Here is a 22,101-nt window from a genome sequence, read left to right as displayed (position 1 = left end):
TGCCGCGCCATTCATTGTCCAGCACAACACAAGCGAGAGAATCAAAAAATGAAAAAAGTCATGGCCAACCAAGCACCCGATCCCGTGGGGTTGTATCCGCATGCCCGTCAAGTGGGCAATTTGTTGTTTTTGTCGGGGGTGGGTCCACGGCAAAAAGGCAGCCAAGACATTCCTGGGGTGGTGTTGGATGAAGGGGGCAATGTGACCTCGTATTGCATCGAAACCCAATGTCGCAGTGTCTTTGATAACGTGCGGTTGGTGCTGGAGGCCAGCGGTGCGAGCTGGGATGATTTGGTCGATGTGACGGTGTTTTTGACCAACATGGACGATGACTTTGCCACCTACAACCGGGTTTATACCGAATATTTTGCCAGCAACCAACCGTGTCGCACCACGGTGGAAATCAACAAGCTGCCAACGCCGATTGCCATTGAGTTAAAATGTATAGCCAACATGAGCAACGACAAGACTGGGGAAACCGCATGAAAACCACCAACGCCAAACCCATGCCGCCGTTTGATTTCAAGGGCTGGATCGAAGCCCACCGCGATCAACTCAAGCCGCCGGTGTGTAACAAACAAGTGTTCGAAGAGGATGACTTCATCGTCATGGTGGTGGGTGGGCCCAATGGCCGGCGCGACTACCATTATGATGAGGGTCCGGAATTTTTTTACCAGCTGGAAGGTGAGATGTTGTTGAAAACCCAACAAAATGGCCAAGTGGTGGATTATCCCATCAAGGCTGGCGAAGTGTTTTTGTTGCCACCGCGGATGCCGCATTCGCCGGTGCGCTTTGCCAACTCCATTGGCTTGGTGGTGGAGCGCAAGCGACTGCTGCATGAAAAAGATGGCTTGATGTGGTTCTGTGAAAACTGCAACCAAAAATTGTATGAAGAATACTTCACCCTGGAAGACATCGAAAAAGATTTCTTTCCGGTGTTTGAGCGGTTTTTTGGTGACGAAGATGCCCGCACCTGTGACCGGTGCGGCACGGTGATGCCAGCCACCAACAAGCTGGATCTTTGATGCTGACCATCGACATCCACACCCACATCCTGCCTGAGAACTGGCCCAACTTGCGTGACCGTTATGGGTACGGTGGCTTCGTGCAATTGGAGCACACCGGCTGCGGTTGTGCCCGCATGATGCAAGACGGCAAGCACTTTCGCGACATTGAGTCCAATTGTTGGGACCCGCATGTGCGGCTGCAAGAATGTGACCAACACGGGGTGCATGTGCAGGTGTTGTCGACCGTGCCGGTGATGTTTTGTTATTGGGCCAAACCCCAAGACACCCATGATTTGTCGCGGTTTTTGAATGACGACATGGCGCAAAAAGTGGCCACCGACCCCCGCCGTTTGGTCGGTTTGGGCACCTTGCCGATGCAGGCGCCGGACCTGGCGATCAAAGAATTGGAACGCTGTGTCAAGGAATTGGGCTTGGCTGGCGTGCAAATTGGTTCACATGTGAACGATTGGAATTTGAATGCCCCGGAATTGTTTGATGTGTTTGCCGCTGCCGAAGAACTGGGTGCGGCCATTTTCGTACATCCGTGGGACATGGTGGGCAAAAAGCAAATGGAAAAATACTGGTTGCCCTGGTTGGTGGGCATGCCGGCCGAAACCTCTTTGGCCATTTGCTCGATGATTTTTGGTGGGGTGCTGGAACGGTTGCCCAATTTGCGCATCGCCTTTGCCCACGGCGGTGGCGGGTTTCCGGCCAGCATTGGCCGCATTGAGCATGGCTTTGAAGTCAGGCCGGACCTGGTGGCGGTGGACAACCCGCACAACCCGCGCAAATACCTGAAACAAATATACCTGGACACCTTGGTGCATGAACCCGGGGTGCTGGATTACATCGTTAAGCTGATGGGCGCTGATCGCTTGGCGCTGGGCACCGATTACCCGTTTCCTCTGGGTGAGTTGCAACCGGGCAAACTGATTCACTCGATGCCCTACAGTGATGAGACCAAAGCCCGCATGCTGGCCGGCACCGCGCTGGAGTGGTTGCAGCTGGACCGGTCGCAGTTTGTCTGATGGCTCAACGCATCGATTTCAAAACCCCGCCGGCGTCCATTGCCATTGCCATGGACTTTGCCGGCGGTCCACAGCCGAACCATTTTGGGGCCGCCATGGCCCATGCTGAACCGATGCAAGCCGGCGGCTTCATTGGCGACACCACCCAAGGCGGTTCATGCAACGCGCCATCGGTGACTTTCAACCCCCATTGCAACGGCACCCACACCGAAAGCATTTCGCACGTGATTGATGAATTGGTGCCGCCGCATGAGGTGGTGAAACAACCGTTGATGTTGGCCCATTTGCTGACCCTGGAACCGGTCAGCCATGTCAGCATGGACACCTATTCACCGCCCTTGGAGCCGGGTGACAAAGTGATCTGCCGATACCAGTTGACACCCGTAAAGAAAAATTTACATGCAGGTGTAAAAGCGTTGATTATCAGGACCTTACCCAATACCCAGGCCAAGCTTTCACACCGCTATGGGCAAGACATTCAGCCGGCTTTTTTCAGCCATGAAGCGATGCACTGGTTGGTCAACGAAACCGCCATTGAACACCTGTTGGTCGATCTGCCCTCGGTGGACCGGTTGCATGATGATGGGGTGTTGAACAACCACCGTTTGTTTTGGAACATCGAGCCTGGGTCACACGCGACCACGGCTGAGCAATTCAAGCACAAAACCATCACCGAAATGGTATATGTGCCCAATGAGATCAAAGACGGTGCCTATTTGTTGAACCTGCAATTGCCCCGCTTGAACCTCAACGCCGTGCCCAGCAATCCATTGCTGTATCGCCTGGACACCAATCAGCGATGAAACCCCGTCTGTGGTTGCTCACGGCATTGGCTTTGCTGGCCTTTGCTGGCAACTCGGTGTTGAACCGTTGGGCCTTGGCCGGGGGCTTGATTGATGCCGCCGGTTTCACCGCCATTCGTTTGCTGGCCGGAGCGGTGATGTTGACATTCTTGTGTTTGTTGAAAACCAACAACCGCCAGCGGTTGTGTCGCCGCCCCACTAGCTCAACCCTCGCCGGTTCCTTGTTTTTGTTTGTCTATGCGTTGGCCTTTTCGGTGGCCTATCGGGTGCTGGACACCGGCAGTGGCGCACTGATTCTGTTTGCTGCGGTGCAACTCACTTTGTTGATGGCCGGTTTCATTCAAGGCCATCGACCGGCTGCAGGAGAATGGTTGGGTTTGGTGTTGGCCTTTGTGGGTTTGGGGTATTTGCTGTTGCCCGCTTGGGGCAGCCCCACCTTGGCCGCCGGTTTGTTGATGATGCTCAGCGGCATCGCCTGGGGTGGATACACGTTGTTGGGGCGGAGTTCGGCCCAGCCACTGTTGGACACCAGCCGCAATTTCTTGTGGTCTTTGCCGTGGGTGGTGCTGTTGTGCTGGTGGCAGTTCACCCCGAACGCCTGGAGCCTCACCGGCGTGGGTTTGGCGGTGGCCTCAGGCGCTTTGACCTCGGGTTTGGGCTACGCCATTTGGTATGCGGTGTTGCCCCATTGGAACACCTTGCAAGCGGGGGTCCTGCAGTTGTTGGTGCCGGTGTTGGCGGCCATCGGTGGCGTCTTGTTTAATCATGAATTGGTGACTTGGCGCCTGGCCATCGCCGCTGGCTTGGTCCTGGGTGGCAGCTATTTGGTGTTGCGTGTGGGTCCTGCCAAAACTTGAGGCAGATTTCTGCTTGAAAAAGCCCCGGCCAAAGTTAACAATGAAGTCATTTCAATCAAGAGGGTCACAATGGAAGGATTGTTCACCATAGAGAATTTATTGACCTTGGGCATGTTGATCATGCTGCAAGCCGTGCTGGGTTTTGACAACCTGCTGTACATCATCATTGAATCCAAACGGGTCGAGCCGGACAAGCAGTCGAAATTGCGCAAGACCGGGATTTGGATGGCGGTCGGATTCCGCTTGATTTTGTTGTTCTTGCTGCTCAAACTGCTCAGTTATTTCACCGAACCGTTGTTCACCTTGGCCTGGCAAGGGGTGGTCGAAGGTTCGTTCAACCTGCGTGCCGTGGTGGTGCTGCTCGGTGGGGCATTCATCATTTACACCGCGACCAAAGAAATCTGGCACATGATGCTGTTGGAAGAGCACGCCGATCAAGAGCAAAGCAAGAAGACCTCATTCGGAATGGCTTTGACCTTGATCGTGACCATGAATGTGGTGTTTTCCTTTGATTCCATCCTCAGCGCCATGGCCTTGACCGATAATTACGTGGTGATGGCCACCGCCATCATCATCGGCGCCTTGTTGATGGTGTGGTTGGCCGACACCATTGCCGATTTCTTGCAACGCAATCGCATGTATGAAATCTTGGGTTTGTTCATCCTGTTCATCGTCGGTGTGATGTTGATTTCCGAGGGCGGCCACATCGCCCACCTGAAATTCTTTGGCCATGAAATCACCCAAATGAGCAAAGCCACGTTCTATTTTGTCATCGTGATTTTGGTCATTTCGGAAATCGTGCGCGGTCGGTACTCGAATAAGCTGAACCGAATAAAAATCGCCAAAACACCCAAACTGTCTGAGACCTTGAAGGAAAAAGCATGACCGAACATTTGATGTTGGCATTGGCCATCATCGGCATTTTGGGCTCTTTGGCCCAATGGGCCGCTTGGTGGCTGAAACTGCCCTCGATTTTGTTGTTGCTGTTGTTGGGCATCGTGTTGGGCAAGCCGGTTACGGGTTTGATCGATCCCGACCTGATCTTTGGTGACCTGCTGTTTCCAATGGTGTCGCTGGCGGTGGCGGTGATCCTGTTTGAAGGGGCCTTGACCCTGAACTTTTCGCAGATTCGGGGCCTCGAATCGGTGGTGCGGCGCATGGTTTCGGTGGGCATGTTGATCACCTGGCTGGTGATTGCCGTGGCCACCCGCTACCTCCTCGATTTGTCCTGGCAGCTGTCTTTGTTGTTTGGTTCTTTGGTGGTGGTCACCGGCCCGACTGTGATTGTGCCGATGTTGCGCATATTGAAACTGAATAAAAAAGTGGCCAACGTGTTGCGCTGGGAAGGCATCGTCATTGATCCCTTGGGCGCCTTGCTGGCGGTGTTGGTGTTCAATTTCATCATTTCCACCCAAGGTGGCGCGGCTGGTTTACTGGAAGTGCTGTTGGATTTTGGCTGGATCTTATTGATCGGCTGTGTGTTGGGCGGGGTGGCCGGTGCCTTGTTGGGCTTGATTTTGCGCCGCCATTGGCTGCCCGAATACCTGCACAATGTGTTCACCCTGACCTTGGTGTTTGCGGTGTTTGCGTTTTCCGACTTCTTGGCCCATGAGTCCGGTTTGTTGACCGTGACGGTGATGGGCATGTGGCTGGCCAACAGCAAAAACACGCCGATTGAAGACATCTTGAATTTCAAGGAAAGTCTGACGGTGTTGTTGATCTCGGGCTTGTTCATCATCCTGGCGGCGCGACTGGACTGGGACGCTTTCATGCAGATCGGTTGGTTGTCGATTTTTCTTTTTTTAGTGGTGCAATTTGTCGCCAGACCGCTGAAAGTGTTCATTTCCACCTGGGGTTCGGAACTGGATTTGAAAGAAAAGATCATCCTGTCCTGGATTGCCCCCCGGGGCATCGTGGCCGCCGCAGTCTCGGCTTTGTTTGCCTTGAAACTGGAACAACAAGGCTATGCCGACGCCCCCTTGTTGGTGTCACTGACTTTTATGGTGATCATTGGCACGGTGGTGTTTCAATCCGCCACTGCCGGTATCTTGGCCAATAAGTTGGGGGTGTCCAGCAGCGAAGCCAAAGGCATTTTGATGGTCGGCAGTAATCCGGTGGCCATTGCCATTGCCCAGGCTTTGAACAGCCATGGCTTTGAATGCATGGTCAGTGATTCACATTGGCGTTACATCCGCGAAGCCCGCATGAAAGACATCAAGACCTACTATGGCAATGTGGTGTCAGAACATGCCGACCAACACCTCGACTTGATCGGGGTGGGCAAACTGTTGGCGGTTTCCATGAACCAAGATTTGAATCTGTTGGCCGCCACCCGTTACAAAAATGAATTTGGTCGGGCCCACATTTATGTGTTGAAAGGCGAGGACAAGGGCAAAGGCGAAAAACACAGCGTTGCCCAAGAAGGCCTGGCCCGTCATTTGTTTGGCAAAGAGGTGACCTATGCCAAACTGGCCAGCTGGTTGGGCCAAGGGGCGCAAATCAAAACCACCTTGTTGACCGAAGAATTCACCGTGACAGACTATTTGGCCAAACACGGCAAACAGGTCATTCCGATGTTTGCGGTATCACCTGGCGGCAAGACCCTGAAGGTATTCACCCATTCGGAAATCAGCGATCAAGTGGCCGCTGGGTGGAAAGTGATTGGCCTGATCAAAGAGAACAACGCACAAGTTTGACATCAATCAAGCACATTGTTTGTGTACATGTGCGAATATATGGGTTTACTCAAAGGGGGAAAACCCATGTCTGGAAAACCCGAAGTGTTGTATCGCCACGGCGATCATTATTGCCTGGCCTTCACCGATTTGGTCACTGGACAGGGGGTGCAAGCCAATCAGTTTTTGATTGTTCATGGCGAGCACACCTTGTTGTTGGACCCCGGTGGTGATTTGACCTACATCCCGTTGAACATCGCCATCACCCGCTACATCAACCCGAAAAAATTGAATTACATTTTCGCGTCTCACCAGGACCCGGACATCATCGCCTCGATCGATCGCTGGATGATCAACAGCGGTTGTCAGGTGTTGGTGTCCAAGCTGTGGGACCGGTTCTTGCCCCATTTGTTGTCTGCGCATGTGGACAAGCAGGTGGGCGACTTCAACGACCGGGTGGTGTCGATTCCTGACCGGGGCATGCGCCTGCCATTTGGTGACAGTGAGTTGGTCATTTTGCCCGCCCACTTTTTGCATTCGGTGGGTAACTTTCAACTGTATGACCCCATCAGCAAAATATTGTTTTCTGGCGATATGGGTGCCTCCATCGGTGATGATTCAGGGGCGGCCTTGGTGACTGATTTTGCCGCCCACATCCCCTTGATGCAAGGCTTTCATCGGCGCTACATGTGTTCTAACAAAGCCACCCGGTTGTGGGCCAGAATGGTGAAACAACTGGATGTCGAGATGATCGTGCCGCAACATGGCTTGGCCTTCAAAGGTGCCAACATGATTGGTGAGTTTTTGGATTGGATCAGTGATTTGGAGTGTGGCGTGGATCGCGTACAGCAACAGGATTATGCCGTACCATCGTGAACTGTTGGCACAAAAAAACCCCACGATTGTGAGGTTTTATGTTCAGGCTGTTGCCGTTATCTAGCTGAGGACATGTCTGGCAAAAGACAAAATCATCAGGACCAGAAAGACAAAGAAAATGATTTTCGCAATGCCTGCAGCGGTGCCGGCGATGCCGCCAAAACCAAAGATGGCTGCAACCAAAGCGATGACTAAAAAGATCAGTGCCCAATTTAACATAATAAAACCTCGTGTTGTTCAGATGTGAAGGATCAAATCAGAATCTAAGTGCGGGACCTCAGCCCCGCACCGATCATGAATGGACTGCTTATGAGTTGCTGTCAACTTCGATTTCGCTGTTCACTTGTTTCACGCCAGGCGTGTTTTCCGCGATCTGCTCAATCAAGTCTTTTTCAGCGGCAGTTTCTACAACACCGTTCAAGGTAACCACCCCAAAAGCAGTGTCAACATTCACATCTAAACCTGATGTGTCGTCATTAAACAACAATTCTGATTTAATGGATGCAGTGGTGGTGGCATCGTCGTACCAGGTGCCAAAGCTTCTGGTTTTAACCGACTCATGCTCATGGGTGACATGCAAAGCGTCAGTGGCCTCTTCAGGCTTTTTCACGATGATGTCATTGTCCACCGAAGTCACGCCTTCAATTGAACGGGCAATCTCTGCCGCCAATTCGCGGTCAACTTCTGAATTCACCGTACCTGATAAATAGGCCACATTGTTTTTCACATCGGTGTCGATGGTGAAATTGTTCAAGTGGCGGTTGATCAACAGCGCGGTTTCGACTTTACCGTCCAACCAGGCGTCTCTCAACTTTTCATCAGTGGTGTATTGGTCATTACCACCTGCGGTGGCCATGGATGAAACAGCAAGAGTCGCGGCTAAAAATGTAGATTTAATGGCTTTTGATAACTTGTCTGTTTTCGTTTTCATAATAATCTCCTGAAAGTTATTAATAAACACGCACCGAGTGATGCGATGGCCACTAATTTAGCAAATCAAAAATAAAAGCCGTTGAAAAAAGTTAACATTTCGTTAACGTTAAAAATAAACAACGTGTATGTTGTTGATATTGTTGTATATTATTAGTTTCAAAAGAAACCATATAAAAATTCAATATATTTTGAGAACCTGGTCTTGAACGTGACAACCGTCTTGAAAAAAAGCCTGGTGGTGTCTTGATCGCGTCAAAAAAACCAATTCAGGCCCAGCTGCACATAATCATTGCGACTGAACACAAAGGCCGGGTCTGCAGGGTCGGTGTTGGTGAACAGCCGCACCCGCAAGTCAGCCGTTAGGTGATCGGTCAGGCGGGTTTCGGCTTCGATGTTGATGAAGGTGGAACCGGTGTCGAGGTCGTGACTGAAGCCGCCCAACACGCTGCTGTCCTTGGCATCATTCAAGGCCCAACGGGCGGCCAAAAATAAGTCATTGTCGGCCAGCGTCGGGGCGCTGGTCAGATCCCGGTCATCGAATTGGTATTCGAGCAGCACCCCCAAGTCGGCTGCGCCGTCGTTGATCTGGTAGAAGGTGTATTCAAAACCGCCCACCGCGGCCCAAAATTGATCGGTTTCGGTGTCGCGAAAGATGGCTTCCAGTTTCCACAGCCAGGCGTCGGTGGTGTATTGTAAATCCACCCCCAACTGATTCATTTGTTGGTAATAAGGCTGCCATTGACTGCCGTCATCGCTGGGCAGCAACAAGGGTTCGCGGTTGGTGCCGACAAAGCCATACAAGCCGACATCCAAGTCACCAAAATAGTGCGAATACCGCAAGGCCACATCGGTGTGGGATTGTTCGGCCGAAGATTCGTAAAGTGCCTCATCGCTGATTGGCACCCCGAAGCCAAAACGGCCCTTGGCACCAGGGAAAGTCCGTTCACGAAAATGCGGTAAGACGAACAAATCCAACCGCCCCCAGTTTTGTTGGCGACTGATTTGCAGCATGGGTTGGCCGAGTTTGTCTTCTTGATCCAAGTCCTCAACCAAATCGGTTTGGTTGATCACGTCGACCAGGTGCACCGACTCGGTGACACCCCAGAACACTTTGTTGATACCCACCGTGGTGGTCCATGCCCGATCACTGTAGGACCAATACAACTCCCGCACATCCAGGTGGCTGCGTTCATCATCTTGTTGGTCCCAGCGCATGAAAATCGCGGCATTGAAGCGGTGTTTGCGGTCTGCCGAGCGCCATTGCCATGCAGGCAGCACCGACACAGAGGCATTGAATTCGTGGTCCTGGATAGAAAGCAAGGGGTCCGCGAAGAACCCCCTGGTTTCCAGGCCAATATCAATCGAGAAATCAACTTCCTCGGACTGTGCAGGGAGGACACAGCTGAGCGTGAGTAAGATCAACATCAAGCCCACTCTTGGAGAGGGATAAAATCCCAAGAGTGATTCCCTGTGGGTATTGGATCGGAGTGACATGGTTTTCATTACAAAAAGGATGAATTAAAGTTCGGTCAGTTTGCCTTTGACAAAATCATGGTCACCCAAGCCGACCTTGAAGGTGTAGTCACCATAGTGCAAATCGGTGCTTTTGCCATTGGTGTGGTTCAACATCGACAGGCGGTGGCTGCGCCAAATGCCATCGTAACTGCGGTAATCGCTGAGCGTGAGGGTTTTCAACAGGCTGTCGCGGCGGTCATAAAATTCGACTTGGCGCAGTTGGTGATCGGTTTGGTCGATCCAGGCGATTTGTTTGGTGTAGCCCGAATGCTCATAGCGGGGTGTGCGTTGCACCACGTCACAGACCAAATCGCCACAGGCTTCGGTGCGCAACCACAGGTAATCATATTTGTTCAACTCGGTGGCGGTGAAGTCTTCAAAGGCAAACTCCGATCCCACAAAAGGGCCTGATTTGTTTTTCGACGAAATGCGTTTGACCCGTTTCAAGGCCGGCAAGAACAACCATTGGTCATCGGGTTTGACCATCTTGGCGTGGGACAACAATGCCGTGCCCTCGACGTCTTTGGGGGTGTTGAACAGCACCAGGCTTTTGTCGCCAAGGTCTTCATCAGCGACTTCCAAGGTGGTGAAGGTCATGGAGCGGGCGGTTTCCTGCCCGGCGGCGTTCTTCAACACCATGGTGACGTCCACTTCACTGTCGGCAAAGCCGCGATCTGAGCGGTCCGAACGGGCCGAAATGGCGTGGCCTTTGAGCACCGGATCGGCACTTTCCAGGTTGAGGTCTTGCGCGGCGACCGAGCCGAAGCTGCTGAACAGCAGCACGGCGGCCATGGCGGCAGCGGTTTTTACGGGTTTCATGGGGGTTCCTCCAGAGGGGTTAACAGATGGTTGGGTGGCCGGTTTGCGATCAAAAAAGACCAGCAAAGCCGGTAACAGCAAGAAATCCAGCAACAAAGCAAAGACAATGGCGATGGCGGTCAGCATGCCCATGTCGAAATTGATTTTGAATGACGATGTGGTCAGCACCAAAAAGCCCACGGTGAGGATCGCGGTGTTGACCAAAATGGCCAGACCCACATTGCGATAGGCATATTGGACTGAGGCGGCGGCATCCAGGCCTTTTTCATTCCGCGCCCGCACATACTTGGACAGAAAATGCACCGTGTCATCAACAATGATGCCCAGTGAAATGGAAGCCACGGTGGCCACCGAAAAGCCCACTTCGCCCACCAACAGAGCCCAGGTGCCAAAGGTGGCCAAGATGGGCAAGCCATTGGGGATCAGACTCAACAAGCCCAGGCGCCAACTCATCAATGACACCATCAAGATCAGCGAGATCAGCACGATGGCGCCGACGGTGCCGCCAACCATGTTGAAGACGTTGCGTTCGGCGATGTAGGTGAACATCACTTGGGCACTGGTGGGTAAGGTCGCGTGCATGTAGTCAGGCAAGTTGGTTTGGATCCACTGTTGGGCGTTTTCCAGCATGATTTTGGTCTGAGCGGTGGAGGTGTTGGCCAATGTGGCGGTGACCCGCGTGGCTGATTTGTCGATGTTCACGCGGTCGTTCAAATCCAGACCGAACGGCAAAGACATCTCATACAACAACAGGTATTGAGCGGCCAATTCATGGTTGTCAGGGATGGCATAATGGTCCGGGTCATCGGCGTGTAAGTTCTTGTTCAAGCGCTTGATGATGTCGGAAAAGGCGTACACATGGGTCACATGCTCTTGTTGCTTGAGGTATTCACTGAAACGTTCCAAGTGCGCCAGGTATTCGGGATCGGCAATTTGATTGGGGCCTTTGGCTGGCAGTGAAAACTCCACTGGATAAATGCCAAAATGTTTGACCACTTCGTCGGTGTCTTGTCTGAATTGGATCGAATCATCAAAGTATTCGGACCATTGGTCATTCAATTCAATGCGTGGAATGAAGCTGATCAGGATCAGGGTCGATAAGCCCAGCACGGCGATCAATTGTTTGGGGTAACGCACCACAAACTGGCCCAAACGATCCATCAGGGTCAAGTCGTCAGCCGCCCGTGGTTTGACCCGAAAAGGCAGCCAGCTGATCAACACCGGCAACAAAGTCAAGGACAAGATCCACGCTGCGAAAATGCCCATCGCGGTGATGTTGCCCAAATGCCAAAACGGCGGTGAATCTGAAAAATTCAAGGCCAAAAAGCCGATGATGGTGGTCAGTGAGGTGATGGTAACGGGCAAGAAATTGACCCGCACGGCTTCGATGATGGCTCGTGATTTTTCCATGCCGTCGCGCATCAAATTCTTCAAAGTGATCAAGATGTGCAAAGAGTCGGCAATCGCCAAAGTCAAGATGATGGTCGGCGCAGAACCGGCGATCGGGGTCAGTTTGATGCCAAAATAGCCGGCCAGTCCCATGGCAAACATGGACGACAGCATCACCACCACCAAGGTGGCCAGGGTGGCGGTGAATGAGCGCATGATGACCCAGGTCATCAGCATGATCACCAAAAACATCAGCGGCACCAAGCTGCCCATGTCACCAAATCCGGCTTCGGCAAAGGCGTTGTTCAACATGGCCACACCACTGATGTACACGTCCATTTCGGGATGCTGTTCCAGCAGTTGGGCTTTCAAGCTCCGCGCTTCGGCCACCGCTTCGGGCACCTCTTGGACATTTTGTTGGGGGAAGTTCAAGGTCACCACCACCGCCGTGAGTTGTTGGTTGTCGTTGACCAGTTGCCGATGGATCAGGGGTTCGTGCAGCGCCACCTGTTCGATGGCGTCCAGTTGTTCAGCGCTCAGACTGCGGGCGTCGGTCACCAAGTCTTCCACGATCAAATCGTCATCCACCCCGCGGGTGTGTTGGAAGTTGGACAATGAATCGACCCGCTGGGTGTAGGGGATCTGCCAGGAAGCTTCGGTCAACCATTCCACCGCCGCCAAAGTGTCGTTGCTGAACACCTGCTGGGACTTGGGTTTCAACACAAACAGGATGTTGTCGTTTTTGCTGTAGGTGTTTTGCAAGTCATCAAAGGCTTGCAATTCAGGGTTGGACTCCGAAAAGAAGTCGCGGTAATCGGTGGAGAAATCCAAAAAGCGGCCGCCTGAACCGGCCAACATCACCAGCATCAGGCTGATCATGAGGACCCACAAGCGGTGGCTGGTGGTGAATTGGGCCAGTTGGCTGGCAAATCGATCAATGGCTTGGAAATAACGGCTCATGTGATACCTCTTTTTGTGTAGTTGTTTATGACCAATCGGTCAAAAAATAGGCAAAAAAAATCAGATGCCCAGTAATTGTAACTGTTGATCCAGCACGGCTTTGGCCATATCCGGATCCATGTTGTTTTTCATCTCGATGCTCAAACCTTCCATGGCCACCCCAATCAGGGCAGTGACCACCTCCACCGGACGGGTCAGCTGTTGCGGGTTGGCAGCTTGGATTTGTTCAATCACTTGCACCATGGAACCAATCATGCGTTGTTTCTTTTGTTCCAACAACTGACAGATGTCATCGTCGTATGGGGCGCTGTCTACCAAGGAATTCACCGCCATACAACCGCGTTGTTGTTGCCCGCCCTGGTCGTTGATGTGGGCGTATTCCAACAAGTGAAACAACACCGCTCGGATGGCAGCGGTCGGGTCGTCATGGGTTTTGATGATTTGTTGTTGTTCGACAAACATGCCGTCCAAATACCGCTCCAAAGCGGCCATGAACAAAGATTTTTTGTCGCCAAAGGTTTGATACAGACTGCCTTTGTGCATACCAGTGGCGCGCATGATGTCAGCCATGCTGCTGCCTTCATAGCCTTTTTCCCAGAACACCTGCATGGCGTTCTCAAGGATGATGTCTGGATCAATTTTGCGCGGTCTGCCTACTGTCATGATGGGCATTGTATTGATTTATGACCGCTCGGTCAACAAAAAAATCAATTATTTGACCAATTGGTCATAAAAGGGCCAAAAAAAGGGCCCAAAGGTGGGCCCAAGCACAAAAATAAAGGGAGTGTGTTGATCAGAATGTTTTGCCGAAGCCAATGCCAAACACGATGGGGTTGATGTCCACATCCACCGAAGCCCGGCCGATGGCGGTGTCAAAAGTGGCTTCGGTTTCGATGTTGGCGTATTTCACATCGATGTTGAATGACCAGTTATTCTGTAAGGCCCAATCAATGCCGAATTGGGCAGCCAATCCAACCGAATTATCCAGGCTCAGGTTGCTGGCACCCAACACTTCTTTGGCCGCGGGTGTCAATTCGTCATTCAAGAAGGTGGTGAAATTCAGACCCACCCCGGCATAAGGCCGGATGTCGCCAGTGGGGTTGAATTGATATTGCAAGAACAAGGTGGGTGGCAGGGTGTTGACTTCCACCACGTCGGTGCCATCGGGTACGCCCAAGCTGGACAGGCCATAGGCGGACACATCGTGTTTGGAGCTCAAGTCCGCCAACAGTTCAACCGCCCATTTGTCGGTGAACATGTAGCCCAAAGAGATGTCCAGCGACTGCCCTTCGTCCACCCTTACGCCGGTGCCGGCCACGCCGGTACCATCCACCCGAATCACTGAACTGTCGTCATTCGGTCCGACGTTGATCACCCGCAGGTGCAACAGCCAATCACCTTGTTCAACAGCGAAGGTATTCAAGCTCATCAGGGCCAAAGCGGTGGTCAGAATTTTTTTCATGATAGGTCTCATTGGTTGTGAAAACTGCATTGTAAAAAAACCGTTAATTGAGGAGTTTGACAATAGTCAAAAAGATGTTTGAGCAGGCTTGTTGGCAGACGTTCTGCGCAAACTGAACCCCACTTGAACCAGGCGCTGTTTGGGAGTGCGCCCTGTCGCACATTTGCCGCACCGGCGGTTGAGAATCGGTGGCGGTTGCGACACAATGGTGGCCTTTCAATTCAGAGATCAATGCCATGAAAAAAATCACCTTCTGTTGCCTGGCAATGGCCACGCCGGCCGTTTGGGCCAACCCCGACACCATATTGGTGTTTGACGCCTCAGGGTCCATGTGGGGACAAATTGACGGCGTCACCAAAATCGAAATCGCCCGCGATGCGGTCAGCACCATCAGCCAAGGCTTTGCCGCCGAGCAAACGGTGGGCTTGATGGCTTATGGACACCGACGCAAAGGCGATTGTGCGGACATCGAAACCTTGGTCGAGCCGGCCGCGGGCACCGCCCAGGCCATTGCCGCCCAAGTTCAGCAACTGCAACCCAAAGGCAAAACCCCGCTGAGCCAAGCGGTGGTGATGGCGGCAGATTCTTTGAAATACACCGAGAACCAAGCCACGGTGGTGCTGATCACCGATGGGGTGGAAACTTGTGACCGCGATCCTTGTGCCGTGGCGGCTGAATTGGAACAACTGGGTGTTGATTTCACCGCCCATGTGGTGGGCTTTGGTTTGAGTGCCGACCAAGGCAAACAACTGTCTTGCATGGCCGACATCACCGGTGGCCGTTACCTTCCTGCCGCCGATGCCCAGAGCCTGAATCAGGCACTGCAGCAGGTGGTGTTGGCCGCTGAAGAACCGGTGGCCACGGTTGAGTTGCCCACGGCTGAGGTGCTGTCGCCCAGCGAGCCGGTGGTCATTGGTGCCGGTTTTGCCGTCAAATGGACGGGACCTGCCGGAGAGCAGGACTACATTGATGTGGTGCCGGTGGGTGATGATCGGGTCTATGGTGAGTTGGCTTATCAATGGGCCAACACCGGCAGTCCGGCGCAACTGAGGGCCCCGGGGCAAGTGGGAGAATACGAGCTGCGCTACATTTGGCAGGGCCCCAAGCAAAAACACATTTTGGCCCGGGCCCCAATGCAAGTGGTTGACAGTGATGTGTCGTTATTGGCACCGGCGAAAGTGGCTGCGGCCAGCGCCTTTGAGGTCACTTGGCAAGGCCCCAACCGCAATGGTGACTATGTTGATTTGGTGAAACGAGGTGATCAGCGAACCTATGGTGAATTGGGCTACTTCTATACCAATGTGGGTCCAACTGGGACCATCAATGCCCCCGCGGCACCGGGTAAATATGATGTCCGCTATGTAATGGAAGCGCCGGATGGTCGCCAAATCCTGCACCGCATTCCCGTTGAAGTTGAGGCCTCAGCGGTGACTTTGGCATTTCAACCACAGGCTGAAGTGGCGGCCAAAATAACGGTCAATTGGAGCGGACCAAACAATGCAGGCGGCTACATCGATGTGGTGAAACAAGGGTACACCCACACCTACGGTGAAATCAGTTATTTTTACTTAGAACACAACCCGGAAAGTGGTGAATTATTGATGCCTGTGGAACCCGGTGAGTACCAAATTCGCTTTGTGATGCAAGGATCAAAAGACCGCCAGGTGTTGGCCAGTGAGCCGATCACCGTCACTGCGGTGCCCGCCATTTTGGCGCTGCCCGGCACGGCGGCGCCTGGCAGCACCATTCAGGTGCAATGGACTGGCCCCAACCGCCAGGGCGATTATGTTGACTTGATGCCGGCCGATCGCCACACCCTGTATGGTGAGATCACCTACTTTTACACCGAACAAAACCCCGGACAAGGCCAGTTGACGATGCCTGAGCAAGCAGGTCAATACAAAGTCAGGTATGTGTTGCAAGGCCGCAAACGTTTGGTGTTGGCTGAACAAACCATCACCGTGCAGTGATCCAGGCTGGTGCCTTCAGGGGGCGGTGTTGAACGGCCCCCTGATGCCTGGTTCATCAAGTGATCATCACCAACCGCTGCAGTCGCGTTCGCCCAGTTCATCCAGGCGATCTATGATGTCATCCAAAGAGGCTTCGAAGTCTTCCCGCTCCATCTCCTCCCACGCCAGATTCAAATCGGCAATCCAGCGGGTCAAGCGGGCGTCATTTTCGACCGCAGCCACCACCGATAAGGCTTCGGTGACGTCACCCAAGGCCCCATCCAAGGTCGAATTGACCCCAATGTCATCCACCACGGACATGGCTTCAGCCAAGTCATCCAAACTGGCGGCCAACTCATCCAATTCATCACAACTGAGTCGCGCATTGGCGGCACTGGACAGGCCCAACAACAGGCCCAGTAAATAAACATGTTTCATGTGAGATCCCCTTTTTAATGGTTGAAATCAGGATACCACAAAGCCATCAAGAAGTGGCTTGTCGTCGGCGTTGTCGGTTGCGGAATGAAAAAACCAACAACACCACCCCGCTCAAGGTGAACAGCAAGGCAGAACCGGCGGTGAGGTACAACAAGGGGTGGTTGAAATCTTCCCGCTCATCATAGTCCATGATGTGCAGCATCCACAAAAAGTCAAACCAGCGCCAGCGGTCAGTGCGGGTGGCGACGATGTCACCGGTGCTGGGCGAAACATAAACCCGTGGATTTTCCGGTCCTGACAACTGCACTTGCCACAACGGCGCTTGACGGCCCCGGGCTTCAGCAGGCACCTCATCCAACCATTGGACCGCCAGGATCTGTAACGGTGGGCGCAAGCGTTCGGCCACCACCGCCCTGGCCTGTTGTTCATTCAGGGGTGTGATCAAGGCATGGTTTTGGGCATCCAACAACCAAGTTCCATGCGCCGTGGTGGCTTCAATCACCGGCCGTTGCAACCAAGTTTTGACCACCATGGATTGCACCGATTCAGGAATCGCGGCCTGGACCTTGGCCCCATCGATGGTGACCGCAGGCAAAGGGCTGCTCTGGGCCGGTTGCCACAAATGACTGCCTCGCACCTGCTCAATCGGCATCCAGCTCATGAAAAAGCCGCTGAGGAACCACAGCAGGATTTGCAGGCCCAGGATCAAACCAAGCCAACGGTGAATTTTTCGAAACAACAATTGTGGACGCATGGGATGCTCCAAGACAAAAGCCGCATTGTAATGCATGGCCCTGAGACTGGCAAAAAAAGTGCCCGAACAACCACAAAGGTGGTTTAATGAGGCCAACTCAAATCAGGCACAGCCATGAAAAAACAAATCTCCAGCGGTTCAGCCTTCGAAGCCGAGTACGCGTATTCCCGGGCCGTGATTGATGGCCAATATGTGTTTGTCTCAGGCACCACCGGCTACGATTATGCGACCATGACCATCAGCGAAGACGTCGTTACACAAACCGAACAATGCTTTGAAAACATCAAACTTGCTTTGTCAGCGGCCGGCTGCGGTTTGCACGATGTGGTGCGAATCCATTACTTGCTGCCTGACAAAGACGATTTCGCCCGCTGTGCCCCAGTGCTGCGTCAATACCTCAGCGACAGCCGCCCGGCAGCCACCATGATGGTGGTGGGTTTGTTGGATGACAAGATGAAAATAGAAATCGAAGTGACCGCGCGGTTACCGGCCTGAAGCCACAAAAAAGCCCCGGATGGACCGAGGCTTTCCTGCAAAGGACTCAATCAATTGAGTCAGGGTTGGGCTTTTTTCTCCGGCACCGGGAATCCACGGTCGCGCATCAAAGCATCGATGCTGGCATCGCGGCCTCGGAACTTGCGGTAGGCTTCGGCCGGATCCATGGCGTTGCGCGGGGCAAACAGGTATTTAACCAACTTGTTGGCCATGTCCTTGTCGTAGTAACCGCCGGGGGCTTGTTCAAACGCTTCGGCCGCGTCAGAAGTCAGCACGTCGGCCCACATGTAACCATAGTAAGCCGTGGCATAACCCTCTCCTGAGAACACGTGACCAAAATGCGGCGTGCGGTGGCGCATCACCAATTCATCGGGCATGCCCAAGGCTTTCAGGGTATCGCGTTCAAACGCATCGACATCGATGCCTTTGGGATCGGCCATGTGAATTTTCATGTCAATCAAGGCCGAGGCCAGGTATTCGGTGGTGGCAAAACCCTGGTTGAAGGTGGCGGCCTTTTTGATTTTGGCGATCAGTTCTTTGGGAATTACTTCACCGGTTTTGTGGTGTTTCATGTACTTGTTGATCACTTCATCGGTCGATAACCAGCGCTCCAGCAACTGTGATTGGAACTCGGTGTAATCACGCACCCCACCATTGGAGCTGGGGTATTTCACATTGGATGACAAGAAGTGCAAAGCATGTCCAAACTCATGGAAGAAGGTGTTGGCATCATCCCAAGAAATCAACACCGGCTCACCGGGAGCGGGTTTGATGAAGTTCGAGTTGTTGGATGACAACACGGTGATTTTGTCATTGTACGACTCATGGGTGCGGTACTGACTGGCCCAGGCGCCGGAACGCTTGCCGGCACGGGCAAATGGATCCAGGTACCACAAGCCAATGTGCTCACCGCTGGTTTTGTCGGTCACATCCCACACTTTGACATCGGGGTGATAAACCGGCACTTTACCTTCTTCTAAGGCAGTGAATTGGTAATTGAACAGCTCTCCAGCGACAAAGAACATGGCTTCACGCAGGTTGTCCAATTGCAGGTATTGTTTCACCTCGTTGGAGTCCAAATCGTACTTTTTCTGCCGCACTTTTTCGGCGTAATAACGGTAGTCCCATGGTTCAATGGTGATGCCATGGCCCAATTCGTTAGCCACGGCCTGCATGTCGGCCACTTCTTCTTTGACCCGAGCAATGGCCGCAGGCCACACCGCTTCCATTAATTCCATGGCACGTTCTGGGGTCTTGGCCATGCGGTTTTGCAAACGCCATTCGGGGTAATTTTTGTGCCCCAACAGCTCAACCCGCTCGCGACGCAACTGCAGGATTTTGGCGATGTTTTCATTGTTGTCGTACTCATCGCCGTTGTCACCACGAGAATAGTAATTGGTCCACACTTTTTTGCGTAATTCACGTTCATCAGAATAGGTCAAAAACGGGTCCATGGATGAGCGCGTGTTGGTGATCGCGTATTGACCTTCTTGGTCCTTTTCTTTGGCGGCTTGGGCCGCGGCTTTGACCAAGGACTCAGGCAGGCCGCTGAGTTGGTCCTTGTTCAGGAAGGTGACGTAGTTTTCTTCGTCATGCAACACGTTGTTGGCGAAGTTGGTGTACAAGGTGGACAATTCTTTGTTGATTTCTGCATAGCGCTTTTTGGAAAACTCATCCAGGTTGGCGCCATTCATGGCAAAGCCTTCATAGGCGCCCAGCACCAAGCGTTGGGCTTCGGGATCCAAGGGGTTTTTCAAAGAATCCTCATAAACCTTTTTGACCCGTTCAAACAATTTTTTGTTTTGCGAGATTTTTGAGCTCATCTCGGAAAATTTGGGTGAATATTCCATTTGTAATTTGCGCACTTCGGGGCTGGACAGGTTGCTGCTCCAAATGCCGAAATAGGTGAACGCCCGACCCAGTTTTTCGCCGGCGGCTTCCATCGCGACGATGGTGTTCTCGAAGGTCGCGGGTTCGGGGTTGTTGGCAATTTTGTCGTAGTCCGCCAAATTTTCAGCCATGGCCACATCAAAGGCCTCGGGGACATATTTCAAATCCATTTTGTCAAAGGCGGGTACGCCACCATAGGGGCCGGTCCATTCAGCCAACAGTGGGTTGGCAGCGGCTTGTTCAGTTTGGGGTTGGGCCGTGACAGTCAGCGAAGTGGCCAGGGCCAGCCCGGTGATCAGCCATGTGGCTTTTTTCATTGGTTTCATTGCAAACCTCTGTTGATCAAATAATTGGGCCAATCATGTTGCCGGGTCAAACCTTGGCGCAACAGTGCCAAAAGTCCTTATCGGGGGAAAAGTGGGTGATCAGTGGGTTTTTGACGCGATCTTCACTGGTGGTTTTCTATCATGTGCCCTGTCCAATGACTGTGTGAGCTGCGACTTCTTGCCCACACCAGAAGGCGGGTTCTGCTTTCATTGGACCCTTCCTAAAATTCGAACCGCGCACCGACACTGGCGGTGTGCTGTTTGAAATTCCTCAAGCCGAACAGGCGACTGTAGCGCAGGTAAAACATTTTGCCGTTGGCCGTGATCCAGGTGAGCCCCACACTGGCCTGGCTGTAGGAACTTTCGGTGAAATTGGTTTCCACATTGAACAACTCATCGACCGGCATGCCAATCAAGCGCATGGCCATCACGCCGTCATCCTGATCTTCGTAATTATGTTGCCAGCTGAGTTGTGGAGACAACACCCCATTGCGGGTGCTGATGGCCCGGGACACGATGAAACCCAAATTGTATTTGAGTGCCTTGAAGTCTTGCTCGGCATAGAAAATGTTCCAGCCGCCGGCGCCGGTTTCGGCGAATTCGTCGAGCTGGTTATTGACGTATTCGGCGGTGATGTAGGGCGACCAGTTCCAGGCGCCTTTGTTGAAGTTATAACCGGCACTGGCGGCGACGGTGAATTGTTCCGATTGGGTTTCACCGATGGCTTCGATGCTCACCACCTCATCAATCAAGTTGAACAACTCAATGCGCCGCTGCCTGACGTCGGGACGGGCAAAACTGACGCGGGTGTCCAGATAAAAGTTTTCGGTGGGGGTGAACAGGCCATACAAACTGACACTGGCCCCCTCGGATTCCATGCGCACCCCAGCGCCGGTGTTGGAATCCATTTGGTTGTAGCCCACCGCGGCGCCCAACACAAAGCGGTTGGAAAAGCGGTAATCGACCCCGGCACTGAGGCTGTCGGAATCAAAATCAAAGCCGTCATTGACCTCATCGGCATAACTGAAATCGCCGGTGGTCAAACTGCCGTTGATGAAAAAGCCCCAGGGAGAGACAAAACTCTCGGCTGGGCCGTTGTCCTCTTGATAGGCCAACATCGACAGCGGCAAAGCGGCCTGGCCATTGTCCAATTGCAAATCGGCGGCGGTGAAACCACTGATGCCAGCCCGCAGCTGCGCCATGCGCTGTCCCAGGTTGGACAGTTGTGAGGCAACCAATTTGGTTGAATTGCGCGCCTGGTGCACGGTGTTGCGCGGCCGCATCCAGCTCAACACCCGGGTGATGGTTTCGAAGTCACCCAGCTCGGCTTGTTGCAACAGGTCATCACAAACCCCTTCCAGGCGGGTGTGAATGAGTTCGCCGGAACAGTAGGCCCCCAACACCTGTGCCGCCCGCAGAAAGCGTTTTTTACGGGCTTCGGGCATGTTGGTCAGCATGCCATTGGCGTATTCATCTATGTTGGGCAGCGGACTGACATTGAAGACAATGGTTTGGGTGTTGTTGCCGGGGTTGGGGTCGTTGCTGTCAGAGGTCACTTCAGCGGCCAACACCAGGTTGTCGGGCATTTCTTGTTGTTCCAGTTGCACCCGCACCAACAGCACCTTTTCTTGGCCGGCGGCAAAATCACCGATGTTTTGACAGCGGATGGCGCCTTGTTCCACGTTGATCTGACACGGGCCTGTGGCGGTGGTGGTGATGTCACTGAACAGCCCTTGGGTCACGTCCAGGTTGAAGCGCACCCCTTGGGCACTGTCAGGGCCCTGATTGCGTACGGTGATTTCCATTTTGGCCAAGTCACCGGTGATGATGCGGCTTTGGAATAAGCGCACGCCGACGCCGATGTCGGCCTCACCGGCCCACAACCAATCTGAAAAAAGCACCATTGTGATGAGAAATAATGTACG

The 22,101-nt window shown here is 53.1% G+C and carries 20 protein-coding genes; 10 read left to right on the top strand and 10 right to left on the bottom strand.

All coding sequences use genetic code 11. The annotated features are described in order from the left end of the window. Positions 1–48: 48 nt before the first annotated feature. The 8 genes from K7G70_RS01600 (at position 49) to K7G70_RS01565 (ending at position 7,246) form a co-directional block, all read left to right on the top strand. Complete coding sequence (locus K7G70_RS01600) at positions 49–486, top strand: RidA family protein (RefSeq protein WP_223786842.1); 438 nt, start codon at positions 49–51, stop codon at positions 484–486. Further along, the gene (locus K7G70_RS01595) at positions 483–1,025 is read left to right on the top strand and encodes a 3-hydroxyanthranilate 3,4-dioxygenase (protein WP_223786841.1); all 543 of its coding nucleotides are present in this window, start codon (positions 483–485) and stop codon (positions 1,023–1,025) included. The genes K7G70_RS01600 and K7G70_RS01595 overlap by 4 nt, the downstream gene beginning before the upstream one ends. Next, positions 1,025–2,035, top strand: a complete 1,011-nt coding sequence (locus tag K7G70_RS01590; protein ID WP_223786840.1) for an amidohydrolase family protein — start codon at positions 1,025–1,027, stop codon at positions 2,033–2,035. The genes K7G70_RS01595 and K7G70_RS01590 overlap by 1 nt, the downstream gene beginning before the upstream one ends. After that, positions 2,035–2,838: a cyclase family protein gene (locus K7G70_RS01585; RefSeq protein ID WP_223786839.1), complete on the top strand. Its 804-nt coding sequence runs from the start codon at positions 2,035–2,037 to the stop codon at positions 2,836–2,838. Before K7G70_RS01590 ends, K7G70_RS01585 begins: the two co-directional genes overlap by 1 nt. Further along, positions 2,835–3,695 carry a DMT family transporter gene (locus tag K7G70_RS01580; RefSeq protein ID WP_223786838.1) on the top strand — a complete coding sequence of 287 codons (861 nt, stop codon included), beginning with the start codon at positions 2,835–2,837 and terminating at the stop codon, positions 3,693–3,695. Before K7G70_RS01585 ends, K7G70_RS01580 begins: the two co-directional genes overlap by 4 nt. Before the next feature lie 69 nt (positions 3,696–3,764). Next, entirely contained in the window at positions 3,765–4,580 is an 816-nt protein-coding gene (locus K7G70_RS01575) for a TerC family protein (RefSeq protein ID WP_223786837.1), read from the top strand. Beyond that, positions 4,577–6,391: a cation:proton antiporter gene (locus K7G70_RS01570; protein ID WP_223786836.1), complete on the top strand. Its 1,815-nt coding sequence runs from the start codon at positions 4,577–4,579 to the stop codon at positions 6,389–6,391. The genes K7G70_RS01575 and K7G70_RS01570 overlap by 4 nt, the downstream gene beginning before the upstream one ends. A 66-nt stretch (positions 6,392–6,457) precedes the next feature. Then, positions 6,458–7,246, top strand: coding sequence for an oxygen-binding di-iron domain-containing protein (locus K7G70_RS01565; RefSeq protein WP_223786835.1), 789 nt, complete (start codon positions 6,458–6,460; stop codon positions 7,244–7,246). 60 nt (positions 7,247–7,306) lie between these two features. On the opposite strand, the gene K7G70_RS01560 is transcribed toward K7G70_RS01565, so the two are convergent. The 6 genes from K7G70_RS01560 to K7G70_RS01535 all read right to left on the bottom strand — a co-directional run bounded on the left by K7G70_RS01560 (position 7,307) and on the right by K7G70_RS01535 (position 14,324). Then, positions 7,307–7,465 (bottom strand): DUF1328 domain-containing protein, encoded by a 159-nt coding sequence (locus tag K7G70_RS01560; RefSeq protein ID WP_223786834.1) that lies wholly within the window; start codon positions 7,463–7,465, stop codon positions 7,307–7,309. Between the two features lie 88 nt (positions 7,466–7,553). Beyond that, complete coding sequence (locus K7G70_RS01555; protein WP_223786833.1) at positions 7,554–8,177, bottom strand: BON domain-containing protein; 624 nt, start codon at positions 8,175–8,177, stop codon at positions 7,554–7,556. Between the two features lie 254 nt (positions 8,178–8,431). Beyond that, the gene (locus K7G70_RS01550; RefSeq protein ID WP_223786832.1) at positions 8,432–9,604 is read right to left on the bottom strand and encodes a hypothetical protein; all 1,173 of its coding nucleotides are present in this window, start codon (positions 9,602–9,604) and stop codon (positions 8,432–8,434) included. Between the two features lie 93 nt (positions 9,605–9,697). Further along, positions 9,698–12,862, bottom strand: a complete 3,165-nt coding sequence (locus tag K7G70_RS01545; RefSeq protein WP_223786831.1) for an outer membrane lipoprotein-sorting protein — start codon at positions 12,860–12,862, stop codon at positions 9,698–9,700. Between the two features lie 60 nt (positions 12,863–12,922). Next, positions 12,923–13,525, bottom strand: coding sequence for a TetR/AcrR family transcriptional regulator (locus K7G70_RS01540; RefSeq protein ID WP_223786830.1), 603 nt, complete (start codon positions 13,523–13,525; stop codon positions 12,923–12,925). A 130-nt stretch (positions 13,526–13,655) separates the two neighbouring features. Next, complete coding sequence (locus tag K7G70_RS01535) at positions 13,656–14,324, bottom strand: OmpW/AlkL family protein (protein WP_223786829.1); 669 nt, start codon at positions 14,322–14,324, stop codon at positions 13,656–13,658. A gap of 236 nt (positions 14,325–14,560) precedes the next feature. Between K7G70_RS01535 and K7G70_RS01530 the strand changes: the two genes are divergently transcribed. Beyond that, entirely contained in the window at positions 14,561–16,294 is a 1,734-nt protein-coding gene (locus K7G70_RS01530; protein WP_223786828.1) for a vWA domain-containing protein, read from the top strand. Between the two features lie 66 nt (positions 16,295–16,360). Here the strand turns inward: K7G70_RS01530 and K7G70_RS01525 are convergent, their stop codons facing one another. Together K7G70_RS01525 and K7G70_RS01520 are read right to left on the bottom strand one after the other, a co-directional pair. Beyond that, complete coding sequence (locus K7G70_RS01525; protein WP_223786827.1) at positions 16,361–16,711, bottom strand: hypothetical protein; 351 nt, start codon at positions 16,709–16,711, stop codon at positions 16,361–16,363. A 46-nt stretch (positions 16,712–16,757) separates the two neighbouring features. Further along, entirely contained in the window at positions 16,758–17,465 is a 708-nt protein-coding gene (locus K7G70_RS01520) for a PepSY domain-containing protein (RefSeq protein WP_223786826.1), read from the bottom strand. Between the two features lie 114 nt (positions 17,466–17,579). Here K7G70_RS01520 and K7G70_RS01515 point away from each other — a divergent pair, with 114 nt between their 5' ends. Then, positions 17,580–17,960 carry a RidA family protein gene (locus K7G70_RS01515; protein ID WP_223786825.1) on the top strand — a complete coding sequence of 127 codons (381 nt, stop codon included), beginning with the start codon at positions 17,580–17,582 and terminating at the stop codon, positions 17,958–17,960. Positions 17,961–18,019: 59 nt separating this feature from the next. Here the strand turns inward: K7G70_RS01515 and K7G70_RS01510 are convergent, their stop codons facing one another. Together K7G70_RS01510 and K7G70_RS01505 are read right to left on the bottom strand one after the other, a co-directional pair. Continuing rightward, entirely contained in the window at positions 18,020–20,167 is a 2,148-nt protein-coding gene (locus tag K7G70_RS01510; protein WP_223786824.1) for a M3 family metallopeptidase, read from the bottom strand. A 230-nt stretch (positions 20,168–20,397) separates the two neighbouring features. Then, positions 20,398–22,080: an autotransporter domain-containing protein gene (locus K7G70_RS01505; protein WP_223786823.1), complete on the bottom strand. Its 1,683-nt coding sequence runs from the start codon at positions 22,078–22,080 to the stop codon at positions 20,398–20,400. Positions 22,081–22,101 lie beyond the last annotated feature (21 nt).

Origin of the sequence: Marinicella meishanensis, from assembly GCF_019931145.1 — a bacterium.
GTDB classification, from domain to species: Bacteria; Pseudomonadota; Gammaproteobacteria; order Xanthomonadales; family Marinicellaceae; genus Marinicella; species Marinicella meishanensis.
This window is presented reverse-complemented; position numbering and strand designations above follow the sequence as displayed.